This window comes from Helicobacter sp. 23-1046 (genome assembly GCF_053654635.1).
In genome coordinates this window covers 895221-915613 of the sequence record NZ_JBSIUS010000001.1, presented here as the reverse complement: position 1 = coordinate 915613, position 20393 = coordinate 895221, and the positions used below count along the sequence as shown (strand labels likewise).

General features: G+C 39.8%; 24 protein-coding genes. 9 read left to right on the top strand and 15 right to left on the bottom strand.

What is annotated here, in order from left to right; genetic code table 11:
* Positions 1-11: 11 nt before the first annotated feature.
* Together ACWIUJ_RS04465 and ACWIUJ_RS04460 are read right to left on the bottom strand one after the other, a co-directional pair.
* A complete protein-coding gene (locus ACWIUJ_RS04465; protein ID WP_454169240.1) occupies positions 12-1469 on the bottom strand; it encodes an NAD(P)H-hydrate dehydratase in 1458 nt (485 codons plus the stop codon).
* 8 nt (positions 1470-1477) lie between these two features.
* A complete protein-coding gene (locus ACWIUJ_RS04460) occupies positions 1478-2902 on the bottom strand; it encodes an acetyl-CoA carboxylase subunit A (RefSeq protein WP_454169238.1) in 1425 nt (474 codons plus the stop codon).
* 155 nt (positions 2903-3057) lie between these two features.
* Between ACWIUJ_RS04460 and ACWIUJ_RS04455 the strand changes: the two genes are divergently transcribed.
* A complete protein-coding gene (locus tag ACWIUJ_RS04455; protein ID WP_454151379.1) occupies positions 3058-3849 on the top strand; it encodes an undecaprenyl-diphosphate phosphatase in 792 nt (263 codons plus the stop codon).
* Positions 3850-3855: 6 nt separating this feature from the next.
* Here the strand turns inward: ACWIUJ_RS04455 and ACWIUJ_RS04450 are convergent, their stop codons facing one another.
* The 5 genes from ACWIUJ_RS04450 to ACWIUJ_RS04430 all read right to left on the bottom strand — a co-directional run bounded on the left by ACWIUJ_RS04450 (position 3856) and on the right by ACWIUJ_RS04430 (position 6364).
* Complete coding sequence (locus tag ACWIUJ_RS04450) at positions 3856-4614, bottom strand: YebC/PmpR family DNA-binding transcriptional regulator (protein WP_454169236.1); 759 nt, start codon at positions 4612-4614, stop codon at positions 3856-3858.
* A 60-nt stretch (positions 4615-4674) separates the two neighbouring features.
* Positions 4675-4953, bottom strand: a complete 279-nt coding sequence (locus ACWIUJ_RS04445; RefSeq protein WP_454169234.1) for a type II toxin-antitoxin system YafQ family toxin — start codon at positions 4951-4953, stop codon at positions 4675-4677.
* Positions 4940-5185, bottom strand: coding sequence for a hypothetical protein (locus tag ACWIUJ_RS04440; RefSeq protein ID WP_454151385.1), 246 nt, complete (start codon positions 5183-5185; stop codon positions 4940-4942). The genes ACWIUJ_RS04445 and ACWIUJ_RS04440 overlap by 14 nt, the downstream gene beginning before the upstream one ends.
* Before the next feature lie 119 nt (positions 5186-5304).
* Positions 5305-5475: a hypothetical protein gene (locus tag ACWIUJ_RS04435; RefSeq protein ID WP_454169233.1), complete on the bottom strand. Its 171-nt coding sequence runs from the start codon at positions 5473-5475 to the stop codon at positions 5305-5307.
* Between the two features lie 157 nt (positions 5476-5632).
* Complete coding sequence (locus ACWIUJ_RS04430; protein ID WP_454151391.1) at positions 5633-6364, bottom strand: hypothetical protein; 732 nt, start codon at positions 6362-6364, stop codon at positions 5633-5635.
* A gap of 83 nt (positions 6365-6447) precedes the next feature.
* Here ACWIUJ_RS04430 and ACWIUJ_RS04425 point away from each other — a divergent pair, with 83 nt between their 5' ends.
* Both ACWIUJ_RS04425 and ACWIUJ_RS04420 read left to right on the top strand, forming a co-directional pair.
* Positions 6448-6579 (top strand): hypothetical protein, encoded by a 132-nt coding sequence (locus ACWIUJ_RS04425; protein ID WP_454169231.1) that lies wholly within the window; start codon positions 6448-6450, stop codon positions 6577-6579.
* 1 nt (position 6580) lies between these two features.
* Positions 6581-7063 (top strand): MerR family transcriptional regulator, encoded by a 483-nt coding sequence (locus ACWIUJ_RS04420; RefSeq protein WP_454169229.1) that lies wholly within the window; start codon positions 6581-6583, stop codon positions 7061-7063.
* A gap of 86 nt (positions 7064-7149) precedes the next feature.
* Here ACWIUJ_RS04420 and ACWIUJ_RS04415 read toward each other — a convergent pair whose 3' ends face one another.
* Positions 7150-7692: a superoxide dismutase family protein gene (locus ACWIUJ_RS04415; RefSeq protein WP_454151395.1), complete on the bottom strand. Its 543-nt coding sequence runs from the start codon at positions 7690-7692 to the stop codon at positions 7150-7152.
* 127 nt (positions 7693-7819) lie between these two features.
* A complete protein-coding gene (locus ACWIUJ_RS04410) occupies positions 7820-8191 on the bottom strand; it encodes a RidA family protein (protein WP_454151397.1) in 372 nt (123 codons plus the stop codon).
* A 156-nt stretch (positions 8192-8347) separates the two neighbouring features.
* On the opposite strand from ACWIUJ_RS04410, the gene ACWIUJ_RS04405 reads away from it, so the two are divergent.
* Positions 8348-8917: a hypothetical protein gene (locus ACWIUJ_RS04405; protein ID WP_454169227.1), complete on the top strand. Its 570-nt coding sequence runs from the start codon at positions 8348-8350 to the stop codon at positions 8915-8917.
* An 8-nt stretch (positions 8918-8925) separates the two neighbouring features.
* Here ACWIUJ_RS04405 and truD read toward each other — a convergent pair whose 3' ends face one another.
* Complete coding sequence (truD, locus tag ACWIUJ_RS04400) at positions 8926-10068, bottom strand: tRNA pseudouridine(13) synthase TruD (protein ID WP_454169225.1); 1143 nt, start codon at positions 10066-10068, stop codon at positions 8926-8928.
* An 85-nt stretch (positions 10069-10153) separates the two neighbouring features.
* On the opposite strand from truD, the gene ACWIUJ_RS04395 reads away from it, so the two are divergent.
* Together ACWIUJ_RS04395 and ACWIUJ_RS04390 are read left to right on the top strand one after the other, a co-directional pair.
* Positions 10154-10924 (top strand): Nif3-like dinuclear metal center hexameric protein, encoded by a 771-nt coding sequence (locus ACWIUJ_RS04395; protein WP_454169223.1) that lies wholly within the window; start codon positions 10154-10156, stop codon positions 10922-10924.
* 12 nt (positions 10925-10936) lie between these two features.
* A complete protein-coding gene (locus ACWIUJ_RS04390; protein ID WP_454169221.1) occupies positions 10937-11668 on the top strand; it encodes a zinc ribbon domain-containing protein in 732 nt (243 codons plus the stop codon).
* 89 nt (positions 11669-11757) lie between these two features.
* Here ACWIUJ_RS04390 and ACWIUJ_RS04385 read toward each other — a convergent pair whose 3' ends face one another.
* Positions 11758-12195 (bottom strand): Dps family protein, encoded by a 438-nt coding sequence (locus ACWIUJ_RS04385; RefSeq protein ID WP_454169219.1) that lies wholly within the window; start codon positions 12193-12195, stop codon positions 11758-11760.
* Between the two features lie 225 nt (positions 12196-12420).
* Between ACWIUJ_RS04385 and ACWIUJ_RS04380 the strand changes: the two genes are divergently transcribed.
* Together ACWIUJ_RS04380 and ACWIUJ_RS04375 are read left to right on the top strand one after the other, a co-directional pair.
* Positions 12421-12936 (top strand): hypothetical protein, encoded by a 516-nt coding sequence (locus tag ACWIUJ_RS04380; protein WP_454151407.1) that lies wholly within the window; start codon positions 12421-12423, stop codon positions 12934-12936.
* 50 nt (positions 12937-12986) lie between these two features.
* Positions 12987-13973, top strand: coding sequence for a radical SAM protein (locus ACWIUJ_RS04375; protein ID WP_454169217.1), 987 nt, complete (start codon positions 12987-12989; stop codon positions 13971-13973).
* 37 nt (positions 13974-14010) lie between these two features.
* Here the strand turns inward: ACWIUJ_RS04375 and ACWIUJ_RS04370 are convergent, their stop codons facing one another.
* The 3 genes from ACWIUJ_RS04370 to ACWIUJ_RS04360 form a co-directional block, all read right to left on the bottom strand.
* Positions 14011-14556: a YceI family protein gene (locus ACWIUJ_RS04370; protein WP_454169215.1), complete on the bottom strand. Its 546-nt coding sequence runs from the start codon at positions 14554-14556 to the stop codon at positions 14011-14013.
* A gap of 114 nt (positions 14557-14670) precedes the next feature.
* Entirely contained in the window at positions 14671-15072 is a 402-nt protein-coding gene (locus ACWIUJ_RS04365) for a diacylglycerol kinase (RefSeq protein ID WP_454169213.1), read from the bottom strand.
* Positions 15073-15092: 20 nt separating this feature from the next.
* On the bottom strand, positions 15093-16139 hold the full coding sequence (locus ACWIUJ_RS04360) for a hypothetical protein (RefSeq protein WP_454169211.1): 1047 nt from the start codon (positions 16137-16139) through the stop codon (positions 15093-15095).
* A 236-nt stretch (positions 16140-16375) separates the two neighbouring features.
* Between ACWIUJ_RS04360 and ACWIUJ_RS04355 the strand changes: the two genes are divergently transcribed.
* A complete protein-coding gene (locus ACWIUJ_RS04355) occupies positions 16376-19018 on the top strand; it encodes a TonB-dependent receptor plug domain-containing protein (RefSeq protein ID WP_454169209.1) in 2643 nt (880 codons plus the stop codon).
* Positions 19019-19042: 24 nt separating this feature from the next.
* On the opposite strand, the gene radA is transcribed toward ACWIUJ_RS04355, so the two are convergent.
* A complete protein-coding gene (gene radA, locus ACWIUJ_RS04350; RefSeq protein ID WP_454169207.1) occupies positions 19043-20389 on the bottom strand; it encodes a DNA repair protein RadA in 1347 nt (448 codons plus the stop codon).
* Positions 20390-20393 lie beyond the last annotated feature (4 nt).

Sequence of the window (20393 nt, the reverse complement as noted above, 5' to 3'; positions counted from 1 at the left end):
ATGTTTCCTTTTTAAAGTTTTTCTAAGTTTGCAATAAGCGTGGTTGGCGTGAGTGCATAAGAGTTTGGATTCATACTTCCAGCAAGTGCGTGGGCTAAAGAAGCGTTGATACTTGCATTAAGACAGTCTCGCCCCTGTGCTATGAGTGCGCCAATCATACCCGCCAAAACATCGCCACTTCCACCCTTAGCGAGAGCCACGCTCCCAAATGTATTGAGATAGATTTTTTCTGCTTTAGCGATTATGGTGTTTGCGCCTTTAAGCACGAGGGTAACTCGCGGATATTTTTGACTAAAGGCTAGGGCTAGAGTGATTTTGTCTTTTGTGTGCGTGTCGGTAAATCCACAGAGTTTGAGCAAGGATTGGAATTCTTTTGGGTGTGGCGTTAGGACGATGTCTTTATGGAGGAGTTGCGTGATTTCCTCATTGTAAAATGCGTCTGCATCAATCACGCAGGGGATAGTAAGCCCCTCTACATATTTTAACACCTCTTTACACGCACTTCCCAATCCCATTCCAAGAGCGATTGCTGTGGTATTTTGTGGGACTTGGCTTGTCTGCATAATCTCATAAGGCACGCTAATTTCTCTTTCAGTAGCGTTCAAAATACTTACCAATCCTACACCAAAATGCAATCCAGCCTGCGCGCTTAAAATGCTTGCTCCCTCTTTATCTCCACTAAAGACGCACAAATGACCAAAATTCCCCTTATGTGCGTTTTGAATCTTGCGTGTTGGTAGGTGTAAATCACTTTTTTCAAGCAACTTTAATGGCGAGGTAATTTCATAATTGTGTCGTGAGATTCCCAAATCTGCAACGATAATTTCTCCCACATAATCCTTTGCTAAATCACTAAGAAGCACGCTTTTGAGTGCTCCCATACACACGGTGTAATGAGCCTTAAAAATCCATTTATTTAATTCATTTGTGAGTTGTTTTTGCGCGGGGGAATCTTCGCCAAACAATGCTGGAGTTGCATAAGAATCTTTGTTTGTGTTTGATACATCTGCATTAAGCCCACTTGGAATATCACAAGCAATTTTTAATGGTGCAGCGAGATTAGCAATGCGGATAACTTCTAAAATCTCGTCATTTAGCTTGCCCTGCAAACCACTCCCAAAGAGACAATCCACCACTACATCGCAGGGCAAAATTTTAGTGATAAATTTAATGCCCTCGATAAGTCTGGCTTTCTCACACATTTGTATGCAAAGCTCGCTTTTTGGCTCTTTTGCTTGGTAGATTCTCACTACGAAGCTCCCACTTAGCTTGCGTGCTAAAGCATATCCATCAGCACCATTGTCCCCACTTCCACAAATAATCGTTACAACACTTTTATGGTAAGCCTTTTGTTTGATAAGCTCAAGCAAACCATTAGCGGCATTTTCTACAAGGATAGCGGGGCTTAGTCCGTATCTCGTAGTAGCGCGTTCATCAAGGCTTTTGGTGCTTTCATAAAAGTTTTGCATTACATTCCTTAGCTTCCACAGCGCACAGCGATAGCAGCAACAATAGCAGCGACAATTTCATCATCAGTTTGCGCATCTTCTTGCGGGATTAACTCTTGCATTTTAGATTCTAAAAACGAAGTATCAAAGTATCCTCGCCTAAAGTCTTTATTAAGACAAATATTACGCAAAAATGGAATAGTTGTTTTCACACCCTTAATGGTAAATTCACTCAATGCGCGCTCAAGTTTATTTACAGCTAAATCATAACTGCTTGCCCGCACTATGAGCTTTGCAATCATAGAATCATAAAATGGCGGTATCACATAATCCTTATATGCGCAACTATCCACACGCACAAAAGGTCCAAGTGCAGGATAATATGCTGTAATTTTACCGGGGCAGGGCACAAAGTCATTATTGACATCTTCAGCGTTGATGCGCGCTTCGATAGCGTATCCCTGTGGGATTATATCACTTTGATTAAGCTCTAAGATTTCGCCTTTAGCGATTCGTATTTGTCGCCCGATTAAATCAAACCCTGTGATTTCCTCTGTAACGCCGTGTTCGACTTGTATGCGCGTATTCATTTCCATAAAGTAGAAGTGGTTGTAATCATCGAGCAAAAACTCCACCGTTCCAGCATTTGTGTAGCCCACCGCCTTTGCTGCGGCTACTGCAGTAGCACCCATTCTACGGCGTAAATCTAGGCTAATAAGCGGACTTGGCGCAATTTCTACAAGTTTTTGATGTCGGCGTTGGATAGAGCAATCCCGCTCCAATAAGTGAATCACATTGCCATAATTATCCGCTAAGATTTGGAATTCTATGTGGCGTGGATTTGTGATAAACTTTTCCATAAATACAGAATCATCTTTAAAAAATGCCATTGCTTCGCGTTTGCACGCATTGAAACTTTCCTCTAAATCCTCTTGTTTATATACCACGCGGATACCGCGACCGCCACCACCTGCGCTTGCCTTTAAAATCACAGGGTAGCCTATCTTTTGCGCTATACGCTCAATTTCAGTCATACTTGTATTGTTGAGGGCTTCTGTGCCCGGCACGATTGGGATTCCATTTTTTTGCATAATGCTTCTCGCTTCATTTTTATCACCCATTTTAGCGATGACATCAGCATTTGGTCCAATCCAAATAATGCCAGCTTCTTGGACTTTCCTTGCAAATGCAGCATTTTCACTTAAAAATCCATAGCCCGGGTGGATAGCATCTACGCCGAGTTTAAGGGCTGCCTCCACGATTAAATCTGCATCAAGATACCCGCGCAATGGCTCATCGCTTATTTCATAGGATTCATCAGCCATTTTAACATTCATAGAATCTCTATCCGCACGCGAATAAATCGCCACACTTTGGATATGTAAATCTCTGCAAGCACGGATAATGCGCACAGCTATCTCCCCACGATTGGCGATTAGAATCTTATTTATCATTTGCTCCCCTTGTTTAAGTGTAAAGTCTCGTTGCAATTTTAGTAGTCCCACATTGTAGCAAAATTTTAAAAAAGCATTGTTGTTTTGACTTACATTTGGTTACAAATTATGGTTACAATGCTAGTTTTGCACACACCATACAAAAGGATTATTCAATGACTTATGGAGATTCTGTGATTTTGGGGATTGTGGAGGGATTGAGCGAATTTTTTCCCGTTTCTTCCACAGGGCATTTGATTTTAGCTTCTAGCGTGCTTGGGTTAGCGCAAGATGATTTTTTAAAGACTTTTGAGATTGCCATTCAGCTTGGCTCGATTCTCTCTGTGTTATTTTTATTTTATAAGCGATTTTTACAAGGCATTGATATTTGGCTTAAACTCGCTATTGGCTTTATCCCTACGGGATTTTGTGGATTATTTTTGTATAAGTTTATCAAGCAACTTTTTGATGGTTATGTCGTGGCGATTATGCTTATTATTGGTGGATTGGTGTTTTTGCTTATCGAATACAGGCACAAAGGCAAGCAATACGCTACCAACGAAGTAAGTGAAATTAGCTATAAACAGGCATTTCTTATTGGTTTAATGCAGTGCCTTGCGATGATACCGGGCACTTCGCGCAGTGGGGCGACTATCGTTGGTGGGCTATTGCTCGGGCTTAATCGCCGTGTAGCAGCGGAGTTTTCATTCCTCCTTGCGTTGCCTACGATGTTTGCCGCTACGGGTTATGATGTATATAAGAATCTTGGCATTTTTGATAGCACAAATATACCAATTTTGCTTGTAGGTGGGGCTGTGGCATTTGTGAGTGCATTGTTTGCTATTAAGTTTTTTTTGGCATTTATTTCTAAGTATAGTTATGTGCCATTTGGCATTTATAGAATCTGCATTGGCACGCTTTTTTTAGTGCTTTTTTCTCTGGGGATTTTAGATTCGAGCTTGTTTTAATCCAAGCTACGCCAAATTTGTCCAAACAGCCTGCACATCGTCATCTTCTTCGATTCTATCAAGAAGCTTTTCTAGCTCTAGGGTTTGCTCCTCGCTTAGGCTAATGGGGCTTGTTGGGATTCTCTGCAGGCTCGCCTTTTGGACGCTAATCCCTAGCTTTTCAAACCCCTCGCTCAATGTCCCAAAATCGCTATAATCTCCAATCGCAGCGTATTTCGCACTATTTTCACCACTAAAATCCGCTCTAGATTCAGAATCTGCGCTAGAATCCGCCCGCTCTAGCTCCTCCAATCCATAATCAATCAACGCTAACTCCACTTCCTCTGCGCTACTCCCCTCTGGCAGCACAAACTCAAACACACTTTTGCGTGCAAACATAAATTCTAGCGAGCCGTTTGGGACGATTTGTGCACCTTGTGTTTTGTTAAAATAGCTCTTTATGTTGGCAATCGTGCGCGTGGGATTATCAGTCGTGCATTCGATAAAAATCAGCACACCTCCACTTGCCTTGCCCTCGTAAGTTACCTCGCTAAACTGCCCGTCCTTGCCACTAGCACGCTTTATCGCCGCGTCAATATTATCCTTTGGCATATTTTGGGCTTTGGCATTGGCTATGGCGGTGCGGAGTTTGGCATTCATCGCTGGGTCGCCACCGCCCTCTTTTGCCGCCATTGTGATGACTTTGGCAAGTTTGGGGAATACCTTGCTCATCTTATCCCACCGCTTTTCTTTTGCCGCCCTGCGATACTCAAACGCTCGTCCCATTGTATGTCCTTTTGTTAAAGTAAATTGAAAGTGCATTGTAGCATAATTGGATTATATACATTATTTTTTAAATAATTTGCTACGGCTTCCCACGCGCAAGGCATCAAGTTGTAAAATATCATCGTGTTTTTCATAGATAAGTAATAAATCTGGCTTGATATGGCATTCCCTAAAACCTCGTAGATTCCCACTTAGCCCGTGGTCGTTATGTTTTTGCTCTAGGATTTCGCCATTTGCCAGCTTGTCGATTAGCTCGTCTGTTAAATCTTTTTCTTTTGTTTGTAGATTTTTATAATCTTTGATAAAACTTTTTGTGTAGTTGATGTTATATTTCGCCATTTTCTACTGCTATTCTAAATTCTTTCGCACTTTTAAAAGTCCTACACCCTTTTTCTCTTGCTATTTTTGCCTCTGCGCTCGCCTTTAGCACGCTTTTTTCAAACTTGCTAAGTTTTTGTTTTTTGTGGTTTTTGTCTTTTGTGATGGTGCATTTCGCACTGATTGCCTTGCTAAGTGCGCTAAATGCGGGCAAAAACTCATCTTTGACATTTTCTATCACTAAAGTGCTCATTTTGTGTCCTTTTGTTAAAGTAAATTAAAAGTGCATTGTAGCATAATTGGATTATATAAGTGTAATTGAGATAGGCGAGATTCTTATAATCTAAGAATCTCGTGTGATAAAGAAGCCACTTATTCTAGCGGGATTTTTGCGATTGTAGATTGTAGTTTTAGAGTTTTATGCAGGGTTTGGATTATGTGCTGGAAATGCGCTTTATTGATTTTTTCATCATTTTTATGTGAGTCTAGATATTGCATTAGCACTTGGTAGCCACCGAAAAATCCGCCTTGCCCAATTTGCAATGAGAATCAATAATGCGTAAAATGTGGTGCGAAGTTTTTACCCCATTTTACGCAGTCATTGTGAGATGAGCCGATAAGTTTGGCGTGGCAATCCACTTTTTGTTTTGATGAATTTTGTGGATTGCTTCGGGCAAAGCTATCACAATAACGATAAATTCTACTCCACTGCGCTATATGACTTGCGTAATTCTTTTACTTTTATCCACGCTATAATCCACAAGACTGCTGCTACAAATACCAAAAGTAACCCAATGTAAATAAATGCAGTCAATACGCCGATTGAATAGCACCAAAAATAATACATAAAAAACGGCTCGTTTGTAATATGTGCGACTTCTTTATAATACAAATATGCGTAGTAAAATGATGACGCCACTACAAGGAATCCTAATATAAGCCCAGCGATAGCACCTATTCCAAGCCCATTCAAGCTACTTGAGCCACCAGAAAATGACAAAATTATACCACCACCACTTATGGTTATAATGATACCGCCCAAAAATATCACCACCATTGACAAAATCCAATTTTTTAGCAACGAAGTGCTTTGCGAGGCTTCTTTGAGGGCTAAAACCACTAGGACATAGAGCACAATTCCAGCCAAGTCAAATATAATACCGATAAATGGGATAAATGTGAGCAAAAAGCACCCAAACATCACAAAAACTTTGAATTTTATCCCCTGCAAATCTTTGGATAAAAACGCTTTATCTACACTAAATGCTTGTTTGATTACATAAATATCAACAGCCTTACCACCTTTGATTTGAAAATCCACTTCGCTACCTGCGGAAACATTTGAGTTGTTTTTGAGCTCGTTTGATTCATAAGTGTAGCGATTGCCATCATCACCACTGATGACGCCATCTGCAAGTATTTTACCTTTCATTTGAAGTCCTTTTTACGAAAAATTAAAGCGTGTATTCTAGCAAATAGGGGGGGGGGGGGTTGTCAAGTGATTTTTAAAGGAAAATGCAAAAAATACAAAATTTGGTGGATTTTAGATTCGCGCTTTTGTTTAATACTTCGGTGCTTTGGCTGTATAAAAATCTCACAGAAATTTTGGTTATAATGCGAGAGCAAATATCATTAAAGGAGCAATAAAATGGCTTACACTATTAAAGAAGTAGAAACTAAAACAGGCATTTCAAGTCATACTTTGCGCTTTTGGGCAAAAAATGATTTATTTCCCTTTATACAGCGTGATGATAACAATGTGCGCTACTTTAGCGAGCAGGATTTAGGCTGGGTGGCAGTGGTGCATTGCCTGCGCCAAAGTGGGCTAAGTATCGAGCAGATAAAGGAATATGTAGATTTGTGTTTGCTTGGTGATAGCACGCTTGAGGCGCGATTGGATATCATAAAGACACAGCGCGATGAAACCAAAAAAATCATAGCGCAATATCAAAAAGCCCTTGACAAACTAGAATCTAAAGTGGTGTTTTATGAAGATGCGGTTTTTAAACGCGATGAAGCAATGCGAGCTAAACTCAATCCAAACAAACTCAAAGGCTACTTTGACAATCCAAGTAATAAGCACTATAAGGGCGTGGGAGAAAATGCAGCAAAAAAACTCACTAAAGTGTAGATTATAAAATACAGCGTTTTTGGGAATCTCTTAAAGATAAAATGCCTTAAACACAGAATCTAGATTCTGTGTTTAAGTAGCGAGGGTTATTTAATCACACCACAAGCCATTCTCGCACCGCCACCACCAAGTGCTGCTGGGTGGTCGCTGTGGTTATCGCCACCAGCGTGAATCATAAGCGCGTGCTTTTTGATTTCGTTTATGTCTTTGATTTTTGGTGCGAGCACAGGATTGGTCGCCTTGCCATCAGCATCGACATAGAGTGCGGGCAAGTCGCCTTTGTGGCCTTTGCTATCCCAAGCAAGTGAATGGTTTGTCGTGTTTTCTGGGTCCCAGTGTCCGCCTGCTTTCATTCCTAAGCCTTTGTCTGTCTTGCCACAATCAGGATTCTCGTGGATATGGAATCCGTGAATGCCCGGTGCCAAACCTTTAAGATTTGGGAAAAACGCTACGCCGTGCTCTGTCTGCACAGCGACTACCTCACCTGCGTCTTTGTTTTTCTTCTCATCTAGGGCTTGGACCTTGATGACGATATGCCCTTTAACTGACTTTGGGTTAAACACCTCTTTATTCTCAGCCATAAGCAATGAGCCTAACAACACAGAACCTACTAAAACTACCTTTTTCATCGGCAACTCCTTAAAAGTGATTTTTGAGAAATTTTATTGTAACACAAAACACACTAAAAATTATTTTTTACCATTTTTTAGGCTATATTTCCTTGTGTATGTTACATTTTTGCCTTTTGATTTACGCTTAAAGAAGTGCTATGCACTCAATCTCAATAAGCGCGTCTTTTGGTAATGATTTCACTGCCACCGTGCTTCTAGCTGGCTTATGTGAGCCAAAGGCTTGTGCATAAATTTCATTTACCACACCAAAATCAGCCATATCAGCCAAAAAAATCGTAGTTTTTATAACCCTTTGTAGCGAACTATTGTGTGCTTGCAAAATTGCACTTAGATTCTCTAAAACTTGCTTGGTTTGCGCTTCTATACCGCCTTTTGACATTTGATTTTGGGAATCTAGAGCGATTTGCCCAGAAGTAAAAATCAAACCATTAGTAACAATGGCTTGTGAATATGGTCCTATCGCTTGTGGAGCGTTGTTTGTAGAGATGATTTGCATACATATCCTTTGTTTTAAGATTGTGGCATTGTAGCCAAAGATTTGGTAAATTGCATATTTGAGTGGAGAAATTATCTGCAAGGGTTTGTAATTTGTATGAAAAAATCTTATAATTTTGAGTTTGATTTAGAGTTAAGACTTTATTAAGGAAATGCAATGTATAAAAAAATCTTTATGTTGGTGGGTTTGGTGAGTTTTTGCTTTGGGGATAATTTCATTATTGACACGCATTCAATCCGTGATTTTGAGCTTTTATTAAAGCCCAATCAAACACTAATGATAAACCACAAAACAGGGAAACTTATCGGAATCCTTGAGCAAACCCCCGATGGCAAAATGAAAAAACTTCCCATTCCACAAAAGTGGTTTGATAAAAATAAAGAAAGTGCTTACAGACTAAAAAATTATCAAGATTCTACGCCACGACAATCTGGCGGGTTAGATTCTATGAAAGTGTATGAAAGCAATGAGGATTACAAAGAAGTCCAAGAAATGCGTAATCTCCATAAGCAAGAAAATGCTAAAAACCAAAATAAAAACATTCCGCCCGCAACTCAAAGCACTCAAACTCAAAAGGAGAGAGAAATTAGCGGAGCGAAAAACGCCTCAAGTTTCCAATATGAACATAAAGTGCGCCCGACAAGCACAAGTAACAGCAACGCTAGAGAATGGGATAAATCAAAAATCATTTATGAGCAAAAAAGCCATACTATTGACCTCAAATGATTGGGAATCTAAAGCGCGGGGCTATTTTTTAGTGCTTCTAAGAGCACGGTGGCATACGAACCCTTTGGGAGATAAAAGCTAAGCTCCATTTGGGCGACTTGCGGTTTATACGCTACTTTTAGATTCTCTAAAAATACCCAAGCATAGCGTCTAGAGCCATTTTCTGTAATGGCGGAATCTAAAAATGGCGATTCGATTTTGTGTGCGATGTCTTGTGCGTTAAAAAGTTTAACCCCACTTAACGCACCTGTGGGGACAATATCGCGTTGCAAAAAGCGCGTAGATTCATCTTGTGTGTGCTGAATGTGGAAAAGTTTGCCCTGTGGATAATGCTTAGCGACATCGCCAGCAAAAATCCTAAAAAAATGCGCTTGATTATGCAAATCGTGTAATGCTTGAGATTGTAATCCCAAATGAGTGATTTCAGGGATTTTTGCAAGTTCTTTAACGCTAAAATTTGCAAATATTTTGCTTAACTCTATGCGTTTGCAAAGCCACGCATTAAAGAGATGGCTTTGGAGTGATGAGCGCAAAAAGCGAGTGAGTGTTTTATCACGCGGTTTTTTTATACTTTTTGCTTGTAAAAAATTATCCCCGTCATTGCCAAATCGTTGCGCGCCAAAGTAATTTGGGAATCCTCCCTTATCAATAGCTTGCAAAACATTTTGTATTTTTTGAGATTCTATGGGGGAGATTTTTTTTAAACGCACAAAAAATTCATTGCCCTTTAAATGCCCGATTTTAAGTTTGTTGCAATGGGCTTTTATATCAAGGATTTTGATATTTTTATCCTCTAAACTTGGTAGCGCGTAAGAGAGGCTTTGCTCGCAAGTTTTAGGGATTGTGAGGTATTGATAGGTGGTTGGAGCTTTGTCCTTTAGCCCAGCGTAGCCGATTTGCTTGCTCTTTATCCCAAGTGAGTTTGAGAGAATCTTTACAAGCTCAAAGGTGCTTAGATTCTTTTTGCGCACATAGAGCATTAAATGCTCACCACTTTGCGATGCTTCATATAGCGGGATTTCTTTAACCACAAAGTCTCTCGGGCTTGGTGTGAATACAAAGGACATAGGTGCGTGCTCTAAATGATAGAGTCTTTTTTGTGGCAAGGTTAGAGAATCTTGTGAAATTATTTGGTTTGCATTATTTTGCATAAAATTTTCCTTTGGAATACACTTTTAAGATTTTTTGCTATTATACAAGTTTGCTTTGCAAGATTTTGCGTTTTTAAGGAAATTTATGAATACTAAAAATCCTAATTCTGTGGGCTATATGTATAACTTGCTTGATTTTAATACACCATTTAACACGCAAGAATCTTGGGATAATGCAGGGCTTAATGTGGGCTCACTTACCCAAGAGTTTGAGAATCTCTATGTCGCTTTAGAGCTTAATGCTACTATTGCGCAAGAAATGAAGCCAAATAGCCTTATTATTACACACCACCCGTTGTTTTTTAAGAGTTTTAAAAACTTTGATATTGACACTTATCCAGCAAATCTTGCTCAAATTTTATTGCGTAAAAATTGCTCGCTTATTTCAATACACACAAACTTTGATAAAAGTCATTTGAATGAATTTTTTACGCATAATGTGCTTGGATTCCCAACCTTTACACAAGAAGAGATTGTGTGCTTTGGCAGTGTGGATAAGCAGGACTTTCAATCCTTTGTCGCGCATATCAAGCAAAAGTTGGGATTGGCAAGTTTGCGTGTGTGTGAGGGAAGTCGTGATGTTGAAAATATATTTGTGATTTGTGGGAGCGGGTTTGGCGAGATTGAGTGCGTGGATAGAATCTGCAAAGAGCGTGGATTCTCTAATGTTGTGTTGCTTAGTGGTGATTTAAAATATCACGATGCGATGAAAGCAAAGTCGCTAAACATCGGACTTATTGACATTCCGCATTATGAAAGTGAAAAATATTTCACACAAATTCTTCACACAATTTTGCAAAATGCCAAATATCAAGCTATAATTATGGATTCCAAAAATCCCATTACCATACTTTAAAAAGGAGCACAAATGAACAAACATTTACAATCGCTTAAAGAAATCGCAAAACTTGATAAACAAATCGATGACCTTGAGCCAAAGATAGTCGAAATCCGTAAAGGACTAGATTCTAAAATCCTACAAAAAAACAAAATGACAAAAAACATAGAAATTTTGCAAGAAGTTATCGATAATAGAGGACTTGAGATAGGCGAATGTGAGCGTTCAATCGCACAAAATGGCGCAAGGCTTGAGGAGATTAGCAAAAAGATGAGCGAGATTACGACAGACAAGCAGTTGCGCGCATTGAGTGTAGAAGAGGACATTGCTAAAGAAAATTTAAGCGTAGCAAATGGGCAAATCCGCAAACTTCAAGCTGAACAAAGTGCCAAAAAAGAGGAGATTAAAACTCTCCAAAGTCAAATAGACGCACTTAGCACGGAGATTAAAGAAATCGAAGTTGATGTGCAAGCGCAAGTAGCTGTGGTAAAGAAACAACAACAAGATATTTTTGATGAACGACAAAAAATCGTAGTAAAATCAGATACCAAAACAATCGCCTTTTACGAAAAAATACGCCGATGGGCAAGAAACACAAGTGTTGTGCCTGTGTTTAAGCAAGCGTGTGGTGGGTGCTTTGTGCGCATCAATGATAAGACTTATGCTGAAGTGCTTAATGCAAGTGATATTACTATTTGCCCACATTGTGGCAGGATTCTCTATCCTTCTGATAAGCAAACATACAAAGAGTGTGTGATTTAGCTTTGTGCTGTTGATTTTTTGGATTTAGATTCTGTATATTTTTGGTTTATTGGGGGAGTGCTTTGGTGATTACACCAAAGCATTAGTATTTAAGAAAGCTGTGCTTTTAGCATCCAAATGGCTTTTTGCAGGCTTGCGCATTTATCATCAGCATACGCACCACTTACTTTATCACCACTTTCATCAGCGAGCTGCGAGAGCTCTGCGAATGTCTTTTCAAAATACTCATAATCACTAAGGACTGCTTTTAGCACAGTTTTAGAATCAAAGCTACTTTTGCTTTCCTCTTTGATTTTAGCATTTTTGCTAATATCGCTCATTGTGAGATATGGTGTGCCACCAAGTTGCAAGATTCTCTCTGCGGTATCATCAAAGACTTCTGCAAATTCCTCATAAATTTCTTGCAATGCCTTGTGTGTAGGGTGGAAATCCATTCCTCTTACATTCCAGTGGTAATTATGCACCTTTACATAAAAGACTTGTGCGTCTGCTTGAAGCTGTTTAAGCTTATCGATTACTTTACTCATTTGTTTCTCCTTATTGTTTAAATTTTGTCTTAATTTTTAAGACAACGCAATTCTAAATAAGATTTGTAAATAAACAATCAATAATTTTTATTAAATACTATTTATTACTTAGATAAATTTCGTAGATTCTAAGCAATTAGTGATAAGAATTTGCAAAAAAATGACTTTATTGTTTATTTTTGTATAAAATACCCTTGATTTTAAATTTTTTATAAGGAGTTTGTTATGCGATACATAGCATCAGTTCTTTTGAGCGCATTTGTCGTTCTTTCGTTTCTAGGTTGTCCTTCAAAAAATGGTAACATCAAAAATCACGGACTTAAAGGTGCTCCAGAGTGGGTTCTTACACAAGGCGTAGATGGTGAGACTTATGGTGTTGGCAGTGCGAAAATCACTAACGATAACATTAGCTGGGCGATGAAAGAAGCTACAACTAAGGGCACAGCGGAGTTAGCTGGAATCTTTGAGCAAAAAATCGAGGAGAAAACAAAGATTTTAGAAAAAGATGGCAACACAGAGAGTGTAAGAGCTATACGACAAAGTATTGATAAACTTTTGGCAGGTGCTACACGCACAGCTACTTGGGTGAGCGATACAGGCGTGCTTTATGCGAAAGTGCAGATTAAAGAAATTGACAACAAGTTGTTAAAGAAAAATCTCCAATCAGTGCAAAAAGTCGATAAAGAAGCCGCTAAAGCTCTATCAGAAGTTGTTGATGAACTCATTGATGGCAAGAAATAGTCATCAAAATCATCTCTCCACGCTTAAGTCCCTTAAGCGTGGGTTTTATAATGTCTAATCAATCTCCACAACACATCAATTCAGATTCTCAAAATACCAACACTATCGTTTTTGGTCCTGTTTTATCACGCAGGTTTGGCACTTCGTTAGGCGTTGATTTATCTCCACAGCTCAAACAATGCAACTTTGATTGTCTTTATTGCGAGTTAAAAGCCGCCAAAAGTATAGATTCTATGCGTAGTGTAGTGAGTGTCGATGAGATTCTGCGCCACATCACGCAAGCACTCCAAAAAATAGGCACACACAATCTCAATGTGCTGACATTTACTGCAAATGGTGAGCCTACGCTCTATCCACATTTATACGAGCTTATTACGCGGGTAAAAGCAATTTTGCCAAGTGGCATTCGCACACTTATTTTAAGTAATGGCTCGCTTTTTTGGCGAGCAGAAGTTGCGCGTGCATTGCGCAAATTTGATATTGTGAAGTTTTCGCTTGATTCAAGTAATCCTAAAAATTTTGCTCGCATAGATAGACCGCACAAAAGTTTAGATTTAGAGCGGATAAAAAGTGGAATCAAGCATTTTAGCAAGGAATTTGGTGGGATTCTTATCGGCGAGGTTTTGTTGCTTAAGGGTGTGAATGATAGCGAACAAGATGCCATTGCCCTCGCACAATTTCTTAAAGACATTACCCTCACGCGCCTTGATATTGGCACGCTTGATAGACCTCCAGCACACAGAGCTTCACCTTTAAGTTTTGAGGAGATACAATCTTACGCCAAGCATTTTAGTGGGCTCAATGTGCATTTGCCAAGTCGCCCGCAAAATACTACAAACAACTCTTGTGACAATCATTTACTAAAGGACATAAGCGCGCAAGAGATTATAGAATCTATCGCAAGACGCCCGCTAAGCGCAGTTGATATACAAACACTCTTTTCGCCAGCAAGCCAAGAGTTGATTACTAAACTTATCGATGAGGAAGTCTTAATATGGGAGAGAGTAGGAGATATAGAGTTTTTAAAAGTGCGATAAAGTTAGAATCTACCAAAGGTAGATTCTAAAATGTGCGTTATTTCTCAACGGCTTCTATCTCGATAGAAATCCCCACAATATCGCTCACTTGGTTATCTGGTGTATTGCTACCGACTTTGAAGTCCTTTCTATTAAGCTCGCCACTAAGTGAGAGTGAAATCACATCTTTGCCACTTTTTGGGTGCTTGATAGGACCGCTTAGCTCTGCTTTAAAAGCGATATTTTTCGTAACATTGCGGATTTTTACATCAGCATAGAGCTTGCCTTTTTCAAACTTTGTCATTTTGAAAGTTGCCTTTGGGAATCCTTTTGCATCAAAGAAATCCTTTGCCTTTAAGTGGTCATCGCGTGAGCTGTTGTTGGTGTTAATATCAGCGATACTTACTTCACCGCTAAGTCCTTTGACATTTTTACCATCAAAATCAACGCTACCGCTCAGTTTCTTAAAATCACCTTTAACTTTGCTTACCATCATATGTTTGACTTCAAAGCCAACTGATGAGTGAGAAGCATCGACCTCGTATTCTGCTGCCCAAAGAAACCCTACACAAATAAGTGCCATTAACATTGAAAGTTTTTTCATACCAAACTCCTTAAAAGAGAAATTTTAGGCTATTTAAGCCAAGCAACATTATAGAATCTAAAAACAAATCAAAACATTTACTTTTGTTTTGTTTGCCTGTTGTGTTTAGAATCGTTACAGGCGGTAGATTCCATAGCTTCCCCACACAATCGCCCAAAAGAGTAACGCACAAAATTGCGCTGCACTTCCCATATCTTTTGCTTTTTTAGCAAGTGGGTGAATATCTTTACTAATGTAATCGATAGCACTCTCAATCGCAGAGTTAAAAAGCTCTACGATGAGCGCAAGGAAGCAGGGCAAAAGCAAAATTACTAATTCCACCCAATCCCGCGCGATAACTATGCCAAGCGGGACACAAATCCCGCATAACGCACAAATCTGCCGAAACGCCGCTTCATCATACAACGCCGCCCTAAAGCCATCGATAGAATAAAAAAGCGCGTTATAAATGCGCTTTAGTCCTTTTTGCTGTGGTTTGTTGCGTTGTAAGTCTTTGTCGTGCTTAGAATCACTCATCACTTATTTCTTTAATTTATTTAAGGTTGTGGAGTTGGATTAGTGGGTTGTAATGGAGATTCTAAGTGTTGCGCTTGAGAATCTCCCTCGTTGCCCTCGCTATTTGCACTAAGTGAATAATTCCCCACTACAACGAGAGCTAAACTCCATTTGTCTAGTTGCACGAGTGGCGTTGTATCGCTTTTAGCTTGCAGGGAAAATCTCGCATTATTCACTTTGCCCTCTAAAATATCACGGAAAAGAAGCAGTGTCTTTGCAAGATTCCTACTAAATGCTTCTATATTGTCATTATCTGCTCCTTTAATCTCACCTAAAAGAGAATCTCGCATAAAATTGAGCGCGAAAATTGTGCGCTCTATATCGCTATTTTGTGTAGAGTTAAAGAGTATCCTTGCGACATATTCTTTAAGGGCATTTGAGTGCATATCTATATCAATGTGGTTAAGCCTAAAATACATTTCTCGCAAGAATTGTGGGTTTTTTAGCAGACTAAAGATTTCTTGCAAATCCTTATTTGCAAAGTCATTATGCGTAATATCAAAGGCTATGTTGCTTTTTTGCAGGTATTCATCATTGTGATTTTTGCATTGGAGTTGTGTGCTAAGGAGGCGCATTGGCTTTTGTTGTCCTTTGTTATAAATGAGTAAATCCTCACCACTAGGCAAATAAACTTCTTTGGTGGCGAGTGAAATCTCTATATCGCAAGAAGTTGGGAGGTTTAGCTCGCTTAAATGCGCGCTTAGCCCCACCTTTGCTTTTTTGGCATTTCCACTTAGCGTGATTTGGATATTTTGCGCGAGAGTGTTTGACATTGTAGGCGTTTGAGAGAGATTGAGGCTCGTTGTAATGGGATTATAGCGCACACTTTCACTTTTACACACGACTTCGACAAAGCCATCACACGCAAATGGAGCGAAGTCTAAAAAGACCAATTCTTGCGCTATAAATTGATTTATGCTCGCTTCAATTTTTTTGCTTGCTTTACTCGTTTGGTAGAGTAGCCACCCACCTAAAATAACCGCCACTAATCCGCCTAAGCCTAAAGTAATAGAGAGGAGTTTTTTCATCGCCCACCTTTATTTATAGAATCTATACATTACACAAAAGCACATTATAGCGCAATCCACATAAAAGTTTAAAAAAATTTTTTGTTAGGTTGCAAAAATGAGGATAATTTTTCTCAAATAGGTTTAATTTTTGCTTAGAATTTGATATTTCCAAAATTTTACGATATTCTTACTAGAAGTTTCGCATTAGTGGGTTTATGGAAACATACTTTGTATTTATTATTTAGGAGGGTATTTTGTGTCGAGGAAAGAGCATTTATCATATCACTTCAAGTGTGCTAACATTGTCTATATCCTGTGCTTTATGTGCGGGGGGGGGGGCATTAAGTGCTAGAGATATAATGTATCTCGCACAAAATGACGACCCAAACGCACCAATTACTCAGCTACCACAGCAAAGCACTGAGCGCGACCCAAATGACTTTGGCATACCAAATGATAAGTTTAAAAAGCAAGCAAAGGCATATAGCAGTGGCTCGAGTATAGATAAGCCACTATTTAGAGCCTTGCAAGCTGAGGGTGGCGATATGAGTAACGCGCTAAAGATTCTCCCTAATGTGCAGTTAAACGACCCAAAGCGCACGGCAAACACCGCAGGTGAGCTCAATCCAGCGAGTATAAGTATCTCGGGCGGATTACCTGCGCAAAATAACTTTTTGCTTGATGGCTTTAGTATCAATAATGACTTAGACCCATTTGGCGGGAGTGGTGTCGGTGGGAATGCAGAGACTTATGTAAGGAGTGGATTCCCACAAGGACTTAATGTCGATACTTCATTGCTTGATTCTATCACGGTATTGGATAGTAATATTAGTGCGCGATATGGTCGCTTTAGCGGTGGGATTGTAGAATCTACCATTAGGAAGCCCCGCACCAATGGCTTGCACGGGACATTTTCCGCACAATATGCCAATAGTAACTTTAGTAATCTCCCCTTGCAAAGCAATATGCTCCCTAATTTGTATAGCTTGCCAATTATTAGTGCAAATTCAAGAAATGAAAATTATCAACCAAATTTTAGCAAGACTATTTATCGGGCAAGTTTGGAGACTTATTTGACAGAGCATTTTGCCATCCTTGCTGGGATTAGTTTTGCTAGTAGTTCTATCCCATTATCGACATTTCAAAGCTTTCAAGTTGGTAGTAATGGCTCTAGAGAACAAAGCACAGGGACAAAAGACCAAACAAGGATAAATGATAATTACTTTGTCAAACTCTTTATTAACCCTAATGAAAATTTTAACTTGGAGTATAACTTCGCTTATATGCCTCAAAGTAGCACTTACTTTCATCCAAACACACCAGATTCTACTTATGTGATGAAGAGTGGCGGGCGACAAATGGGGGTAAAAACTTCTTGGGATACAGAGTATGGACTATGGCTAGCCAATGTCAATTACTCAAATTTAGAAAACTCAAGAGATACAGAAAGTTCCTTTATCAAAAATCCAACTACCTTTTATTCCGTGCAGGGTTTCTTCCCAAGTATAAATCAAAAGCAAGATACTCTAAGTGTGAAAAACGACTTTGCTTTCACTCCTCTAGAATCAAGCGCAATAACGCATAACTTTTTAGCTGGATTAGAGTTTATTTACCAAAAGGCATCAATGGAGCGCACAAAAGAACATCGTGCTTATATTGCTTGTGGGTTTGATTTAACAGGGGCGGTAGATATTTTTGGTGTCAATAGTTCAAACTGCGCCAATTATGATGGCAGTGGCACTATGTATGCGTATTCCCCCATTGCGAGAGATTTTAGCGCGTATAGCTATTCTTTATATGGAGAAGATGAAGCGGAGTTTGACTTAGGGCGCGGTGGAGAGATGAATGCACGACTAGGATTGCGATTAGACGGGGATTTTAACTACTTTAAAAAGCACAAAATCGCTCCGCGATTTTCTCTCACCTATATCACTCCAGCCCCTCGTAGTTGGCGCACGGAATTTACCTTAGGGGCAAACCGCTACTATGCACGCAACCTTATCACCTATGGCTATCGCTCCTTATTGGGTGCGGATAGATTGGTTTTTACCCGTGCAAATAACACTAGTCCTTGGCAAGTTGTTCGTAGGGAGACTGCTAGTTATAGGCATAGCGTAGAGATTAATGGCGTAGATTTGCCCTATGATGATGAGCTAATGGGCGCAATCACGCAAAACTTAAGTGATTTTGTGCTGAGTGTGAAGTATATCTCACGCAGTGGTAAAAAGCAAATCACCAATACACTTACTACTGAAGGAGTAGAGATACTCTCTAATAATGGAAGCTCAAGCGCAGACATCATCTCTGCCTCCCTCTCTCATAAAGAGCCTCTGCTTACAGGACAAGTGGAGCATTTCTACTATCTCTCGCTAGATTGGAGTAATGCAAGACGCAATTATAACCCCTATATTAACGGAGCGGATATGTATTCTGCAAATGATATAGTTATCTTAGATGGTGTATCAATGCCTTATAGCGCGATGCCCTCTCAAAAAATCAACCAACCACTTACGATAAGGCTTAACGCTTCGCATAGCACGATTTTTAAGAATGTAAAACTAAACCTTAACAACTTTTTGCGCTTTAGAGATTCTTGCCAACAAATAGTGCTTACTAATATGAGAATCCCAACTGGCGGTGGGATGAATTATACAATGCAAACAATGAACCTGCAAAGTGCCTTTATGTGGGATATGCGTATTGGGCTTGAGAGAGAAGTGTGGAAAGGCTCTGCGCTCTTTGTCAATATCGATATTTACAATGTGCTCAATTCTAAGAATCTCACCACACTTGGTGTGCAAGATGGTGTGTTGCTCTTTGGGATTCCCACAGGGACAAGTGTGCTTATGTATGAAATGGGACGGAGCTTTTGGGCGCAAGTGGGATTTAAGTTTTAAATGAGAGACTTAGATTCTATTATCTTACATCCATTGCAAGATTTTGCCCACATCATCTGCTTCAAAGCATTTAATTTGTGAAGTTTGGTTTGGCTTTTTAGGCAATATGACATTTTCAAAGCCATAGCTCTCTAACTCTTTAATCCGCACATCAATATTATGCGCTTCTCTAATGTCCCCGATAAGGCTTACTTCGCCAATAAAAGCGGTTTTATTGCTTAGTGGGCGATTTCTTAGGCTTGAGATAATCGCAGCAATCACGGCTAAATCCGCGCTTGTCTCAGTGATTTTAATCCCACCTGTTACATTGATAAAGACATCATAGCGATTAAGCGGAAGCTCAATTTTGCGCTCTAGCAGGGCTAGGAGCATTGTTAAGCGATTATTATCAAAGCCTGTGGAGGACCGCTTAGGATTGCCAAACGCACATTCACTCACTAACGCTTGAATCTCAATCACTAACGCTCTAGAGCCCTCTAAAATCGCTGTAATAGCACTCCCACTCATTGATGGCTTTTGAGAGAAAAAGAGCCTTGAAGCATTTTTCGCGCTGACAAGCCCTTGAGAAGTGAGCTCAAAAATCCCCACTTCACTTGTCGAGCCAAAGCGATTCTTAAATCCGCGCAAGATTCTAAGTTCTCTGCTTGGGTCGCCCTCAAAGTAAAGCACACAATCTACCATATGCTCTAGCACGCGCGGTCCAGCGATACTCCCCTCTTTAGTAATGTGCCCGATGATAAAAATAGCGATATTACGCTCCTTTGCTAAGCGCATAAGCATAAAGGTAATCTCACGCACTTGGCTAACAGAACCCGGCGCAGAAGTAATCTCGGGGGAATAAAGCGTTTGGATAGAATCTACCACGCACATTGCATACTCATCATTGATAAGCGTGGCGCGGATTTGGTGTATGTCTATTTCATTGAGCAAAAAGAGATTTTTATCTACACAATTCAGCCGTTGCGCTCTATCTTTGATTTGACTTTTGCTCTCTTCCCCGCTGACATAGAGCACCTTTTTGCTTGTGTTTTTGGCGATAAGCCCGCTAATTTTAAGAAGCAATGTAGATTTCCCCACGCCCGGACTCCCACCGATGAGATAAAGCCCACCACTCACAATCCCACCGCCAAGCACAATGTCAAGCTCTTGCTCATACGAAGTAAATTGGTGCAAGGCTTCAAATTCTACTTCGGTTATGGCGATTGCTTTATTGTCCGTATTGAGTGATTGTGTTTCTTGGAGTGTTTTAATCTGCTCGCTATTTAGCTCGATAAAAGATTCCCACGCGCCACAGCTCGAGCATTTGCCAAGCCATTTTGAGCTTTGGAATCCGCAGTGTTGGCATTCAAAAAGAGAGCGTTTTTTTGCCATATTT

What these genes read in the sequence shown, in the direction of transcription:
- ACWIUJ_RS04390 (WP_454169221.1), top strand. Translation starts at nt 10,937, where the DNA reads ATGAACAAACATTTACAATCGCTTAAAGAAATCGCAAAACTTGATAAA.
- ACWIUJ_RS04415 (WP_454151395.1), bottom strand. Translation starts at nt 7,692, where the DNA reads ATGAAAAAGGTAGTTTTAGTAGGTTCTGTGTTGTTAGGCTCATTGCTT.
- ACWIUJ_RS04385 (WP_454169219.1), bottom strand. Translation starts at nt 12,195, where the DNA reads ATGAGTAAAGTAATCGATAAGCTTAAACAGCTTCAAGCAGACGCACAA.
- ACWIUJ_RS04405 (WP_454169227.1), top strand. Translation starts at nt 8,348, where the DNA reads ATGTATAAAAAAATCTTTATGTTGGTGGGTTTGGTGAGTTTTTGCTTT.
- ACWIUJ_RS04425 (WP_454169231.1), top strand. Translation starts at nt 6,448, where the DNA reads ATGCAAAAAATACAAAATTTGGTGGATTTTAGATTCGCGCTTTTGTTT.
- ACWIUJ_RS04365 (WP_454169213.1), bottom strand. Translation starts at nt 15,072, where the DNA reads ATGAGTGATTCTAAGCACGACAAAGACTTACAACGCAACAAACCACAG.
- ACWIUJ_RS04460 (WP_454169238.1), bottom strand. Translation starts at nt 2,902, where the DNA reads ATGATAAATAAGATTCTAATCGCCAATCGTGGGGAGATAGCTGTGCGC.
- truD (WP_454169225.1), bottom strand. Translation starts at nt 10,068, where the DNA reads ATGCAAAATAATGCAAACCAAATAATTTCACAAGATTCTCTAACCTTG.
- ACWIUJ_RS04370 (WP_454169215.1), bottom strand. Translation starts at nt 14,556, where the DNA reads ATGAAAAAACTTTCAATGTTAATGGCACTTATTTGTGTAGGGTTTCTT.
- radA (WP_454169207.1), bottom strand. Translation starts at nt 20,389, where the DNA reads ATGGCAAAAAAACGCTCTCTTTTTGAATGCCAACACTGCGGATTCCAA.
- ACWIUJ_RS04410 (WP_454151397.1), bottom strand. Translation starts at nt 8,191, where the DNA reads ATGCAAATCATCTCTACAAACAACGCTCCACAAGCGATAGGACCATAT.
- ACWIUJ_RS04375 (WP_454169217.1), top strand. Translation starts at nt 12,987, where the DNA reads ATGTCTAATCAATCTCCACAACACATCAATTCAGATTCTCAAAATACC.
- ACWIUJ_RS04395 (WP_454169223.1), top strand. Translation starts at nt 10,154, where the DNA reads ATGAATACTAAAAATCCTAATTCTGTGGGCTATATGTATAACTTGCTT.
- ACWIUJ_RS04420 (WP_454169229.1), top strand. Translation starts at nt 6,581, where the DNA reads ATGGCTTACACTATTAAAGAAGTAGAAACTAAAACAGGCATTTCAAGT.
- ACWIUJ_RS04450 (WP_454169236.1), bottom strand. Translation starts at nt 4,614, where the DNA reads ATGGGACGAGCGTTTGAGTATCGCAGGGCGGCAAAAGAAAAGCGGTGG.
- ACWIUJ_RS04440 (WP_454151385.1), bottom strand. Translation starts at nt 5,185, where the DNA reads ATGAGCACTTTAGTGATAGAAAATGTCAAAGATGAGTTTTTGCCCGCA.
- ACWIUJ_RS04430 (WP_454151391.1), bottom strand. Translation starts at nt 6,364, where the DNA reads ATGAAAGGTAAAATACTTGCAGATGGCGTCATCAGTGGTGATGATGGC.
- ACWIUJ_RS04380 (WP_454151407.1), top strand. Translation starts at nt 12,421, where the DNA reads ATGCGATACATAGCATCAGTTCTTTTGAGCGCATTTGTCGTTCTTTCG.
- ACWIUJ_RS04465 (WP_454169240.1), bottom strand. Translation starts at nt 1,469, where the DNA reads ATGCAAAACTTTTATGAAAGCACCAAAAGCCTTGATGAACGCGCTACT.
- ACWIUJ_RS04455 (WP_454151379.1), top strand. Translation starts at nt 3,058, where the DNA reads ATGACTTATGGAGATTCTGTGATTTTGGGGATTGTGGAGGGATTGAGC.
- ACWIUJ_RS04445 (WP_454169234.1), bottom strand. Translation starts at nt 4,953, where the DNA reads ATGGCGAAATATAACATCAACTACACAAAAAGTTTTATCAAAGATTAT.
- ACWIUJ_RS04360 (WP_454169211.1), bottom strand. Translation starts at nt 16,139, where the DNA reads ATGAAAAAACTCCTCTCTATTACTTTAGGCTTAGGCGGATTAGTGGCG.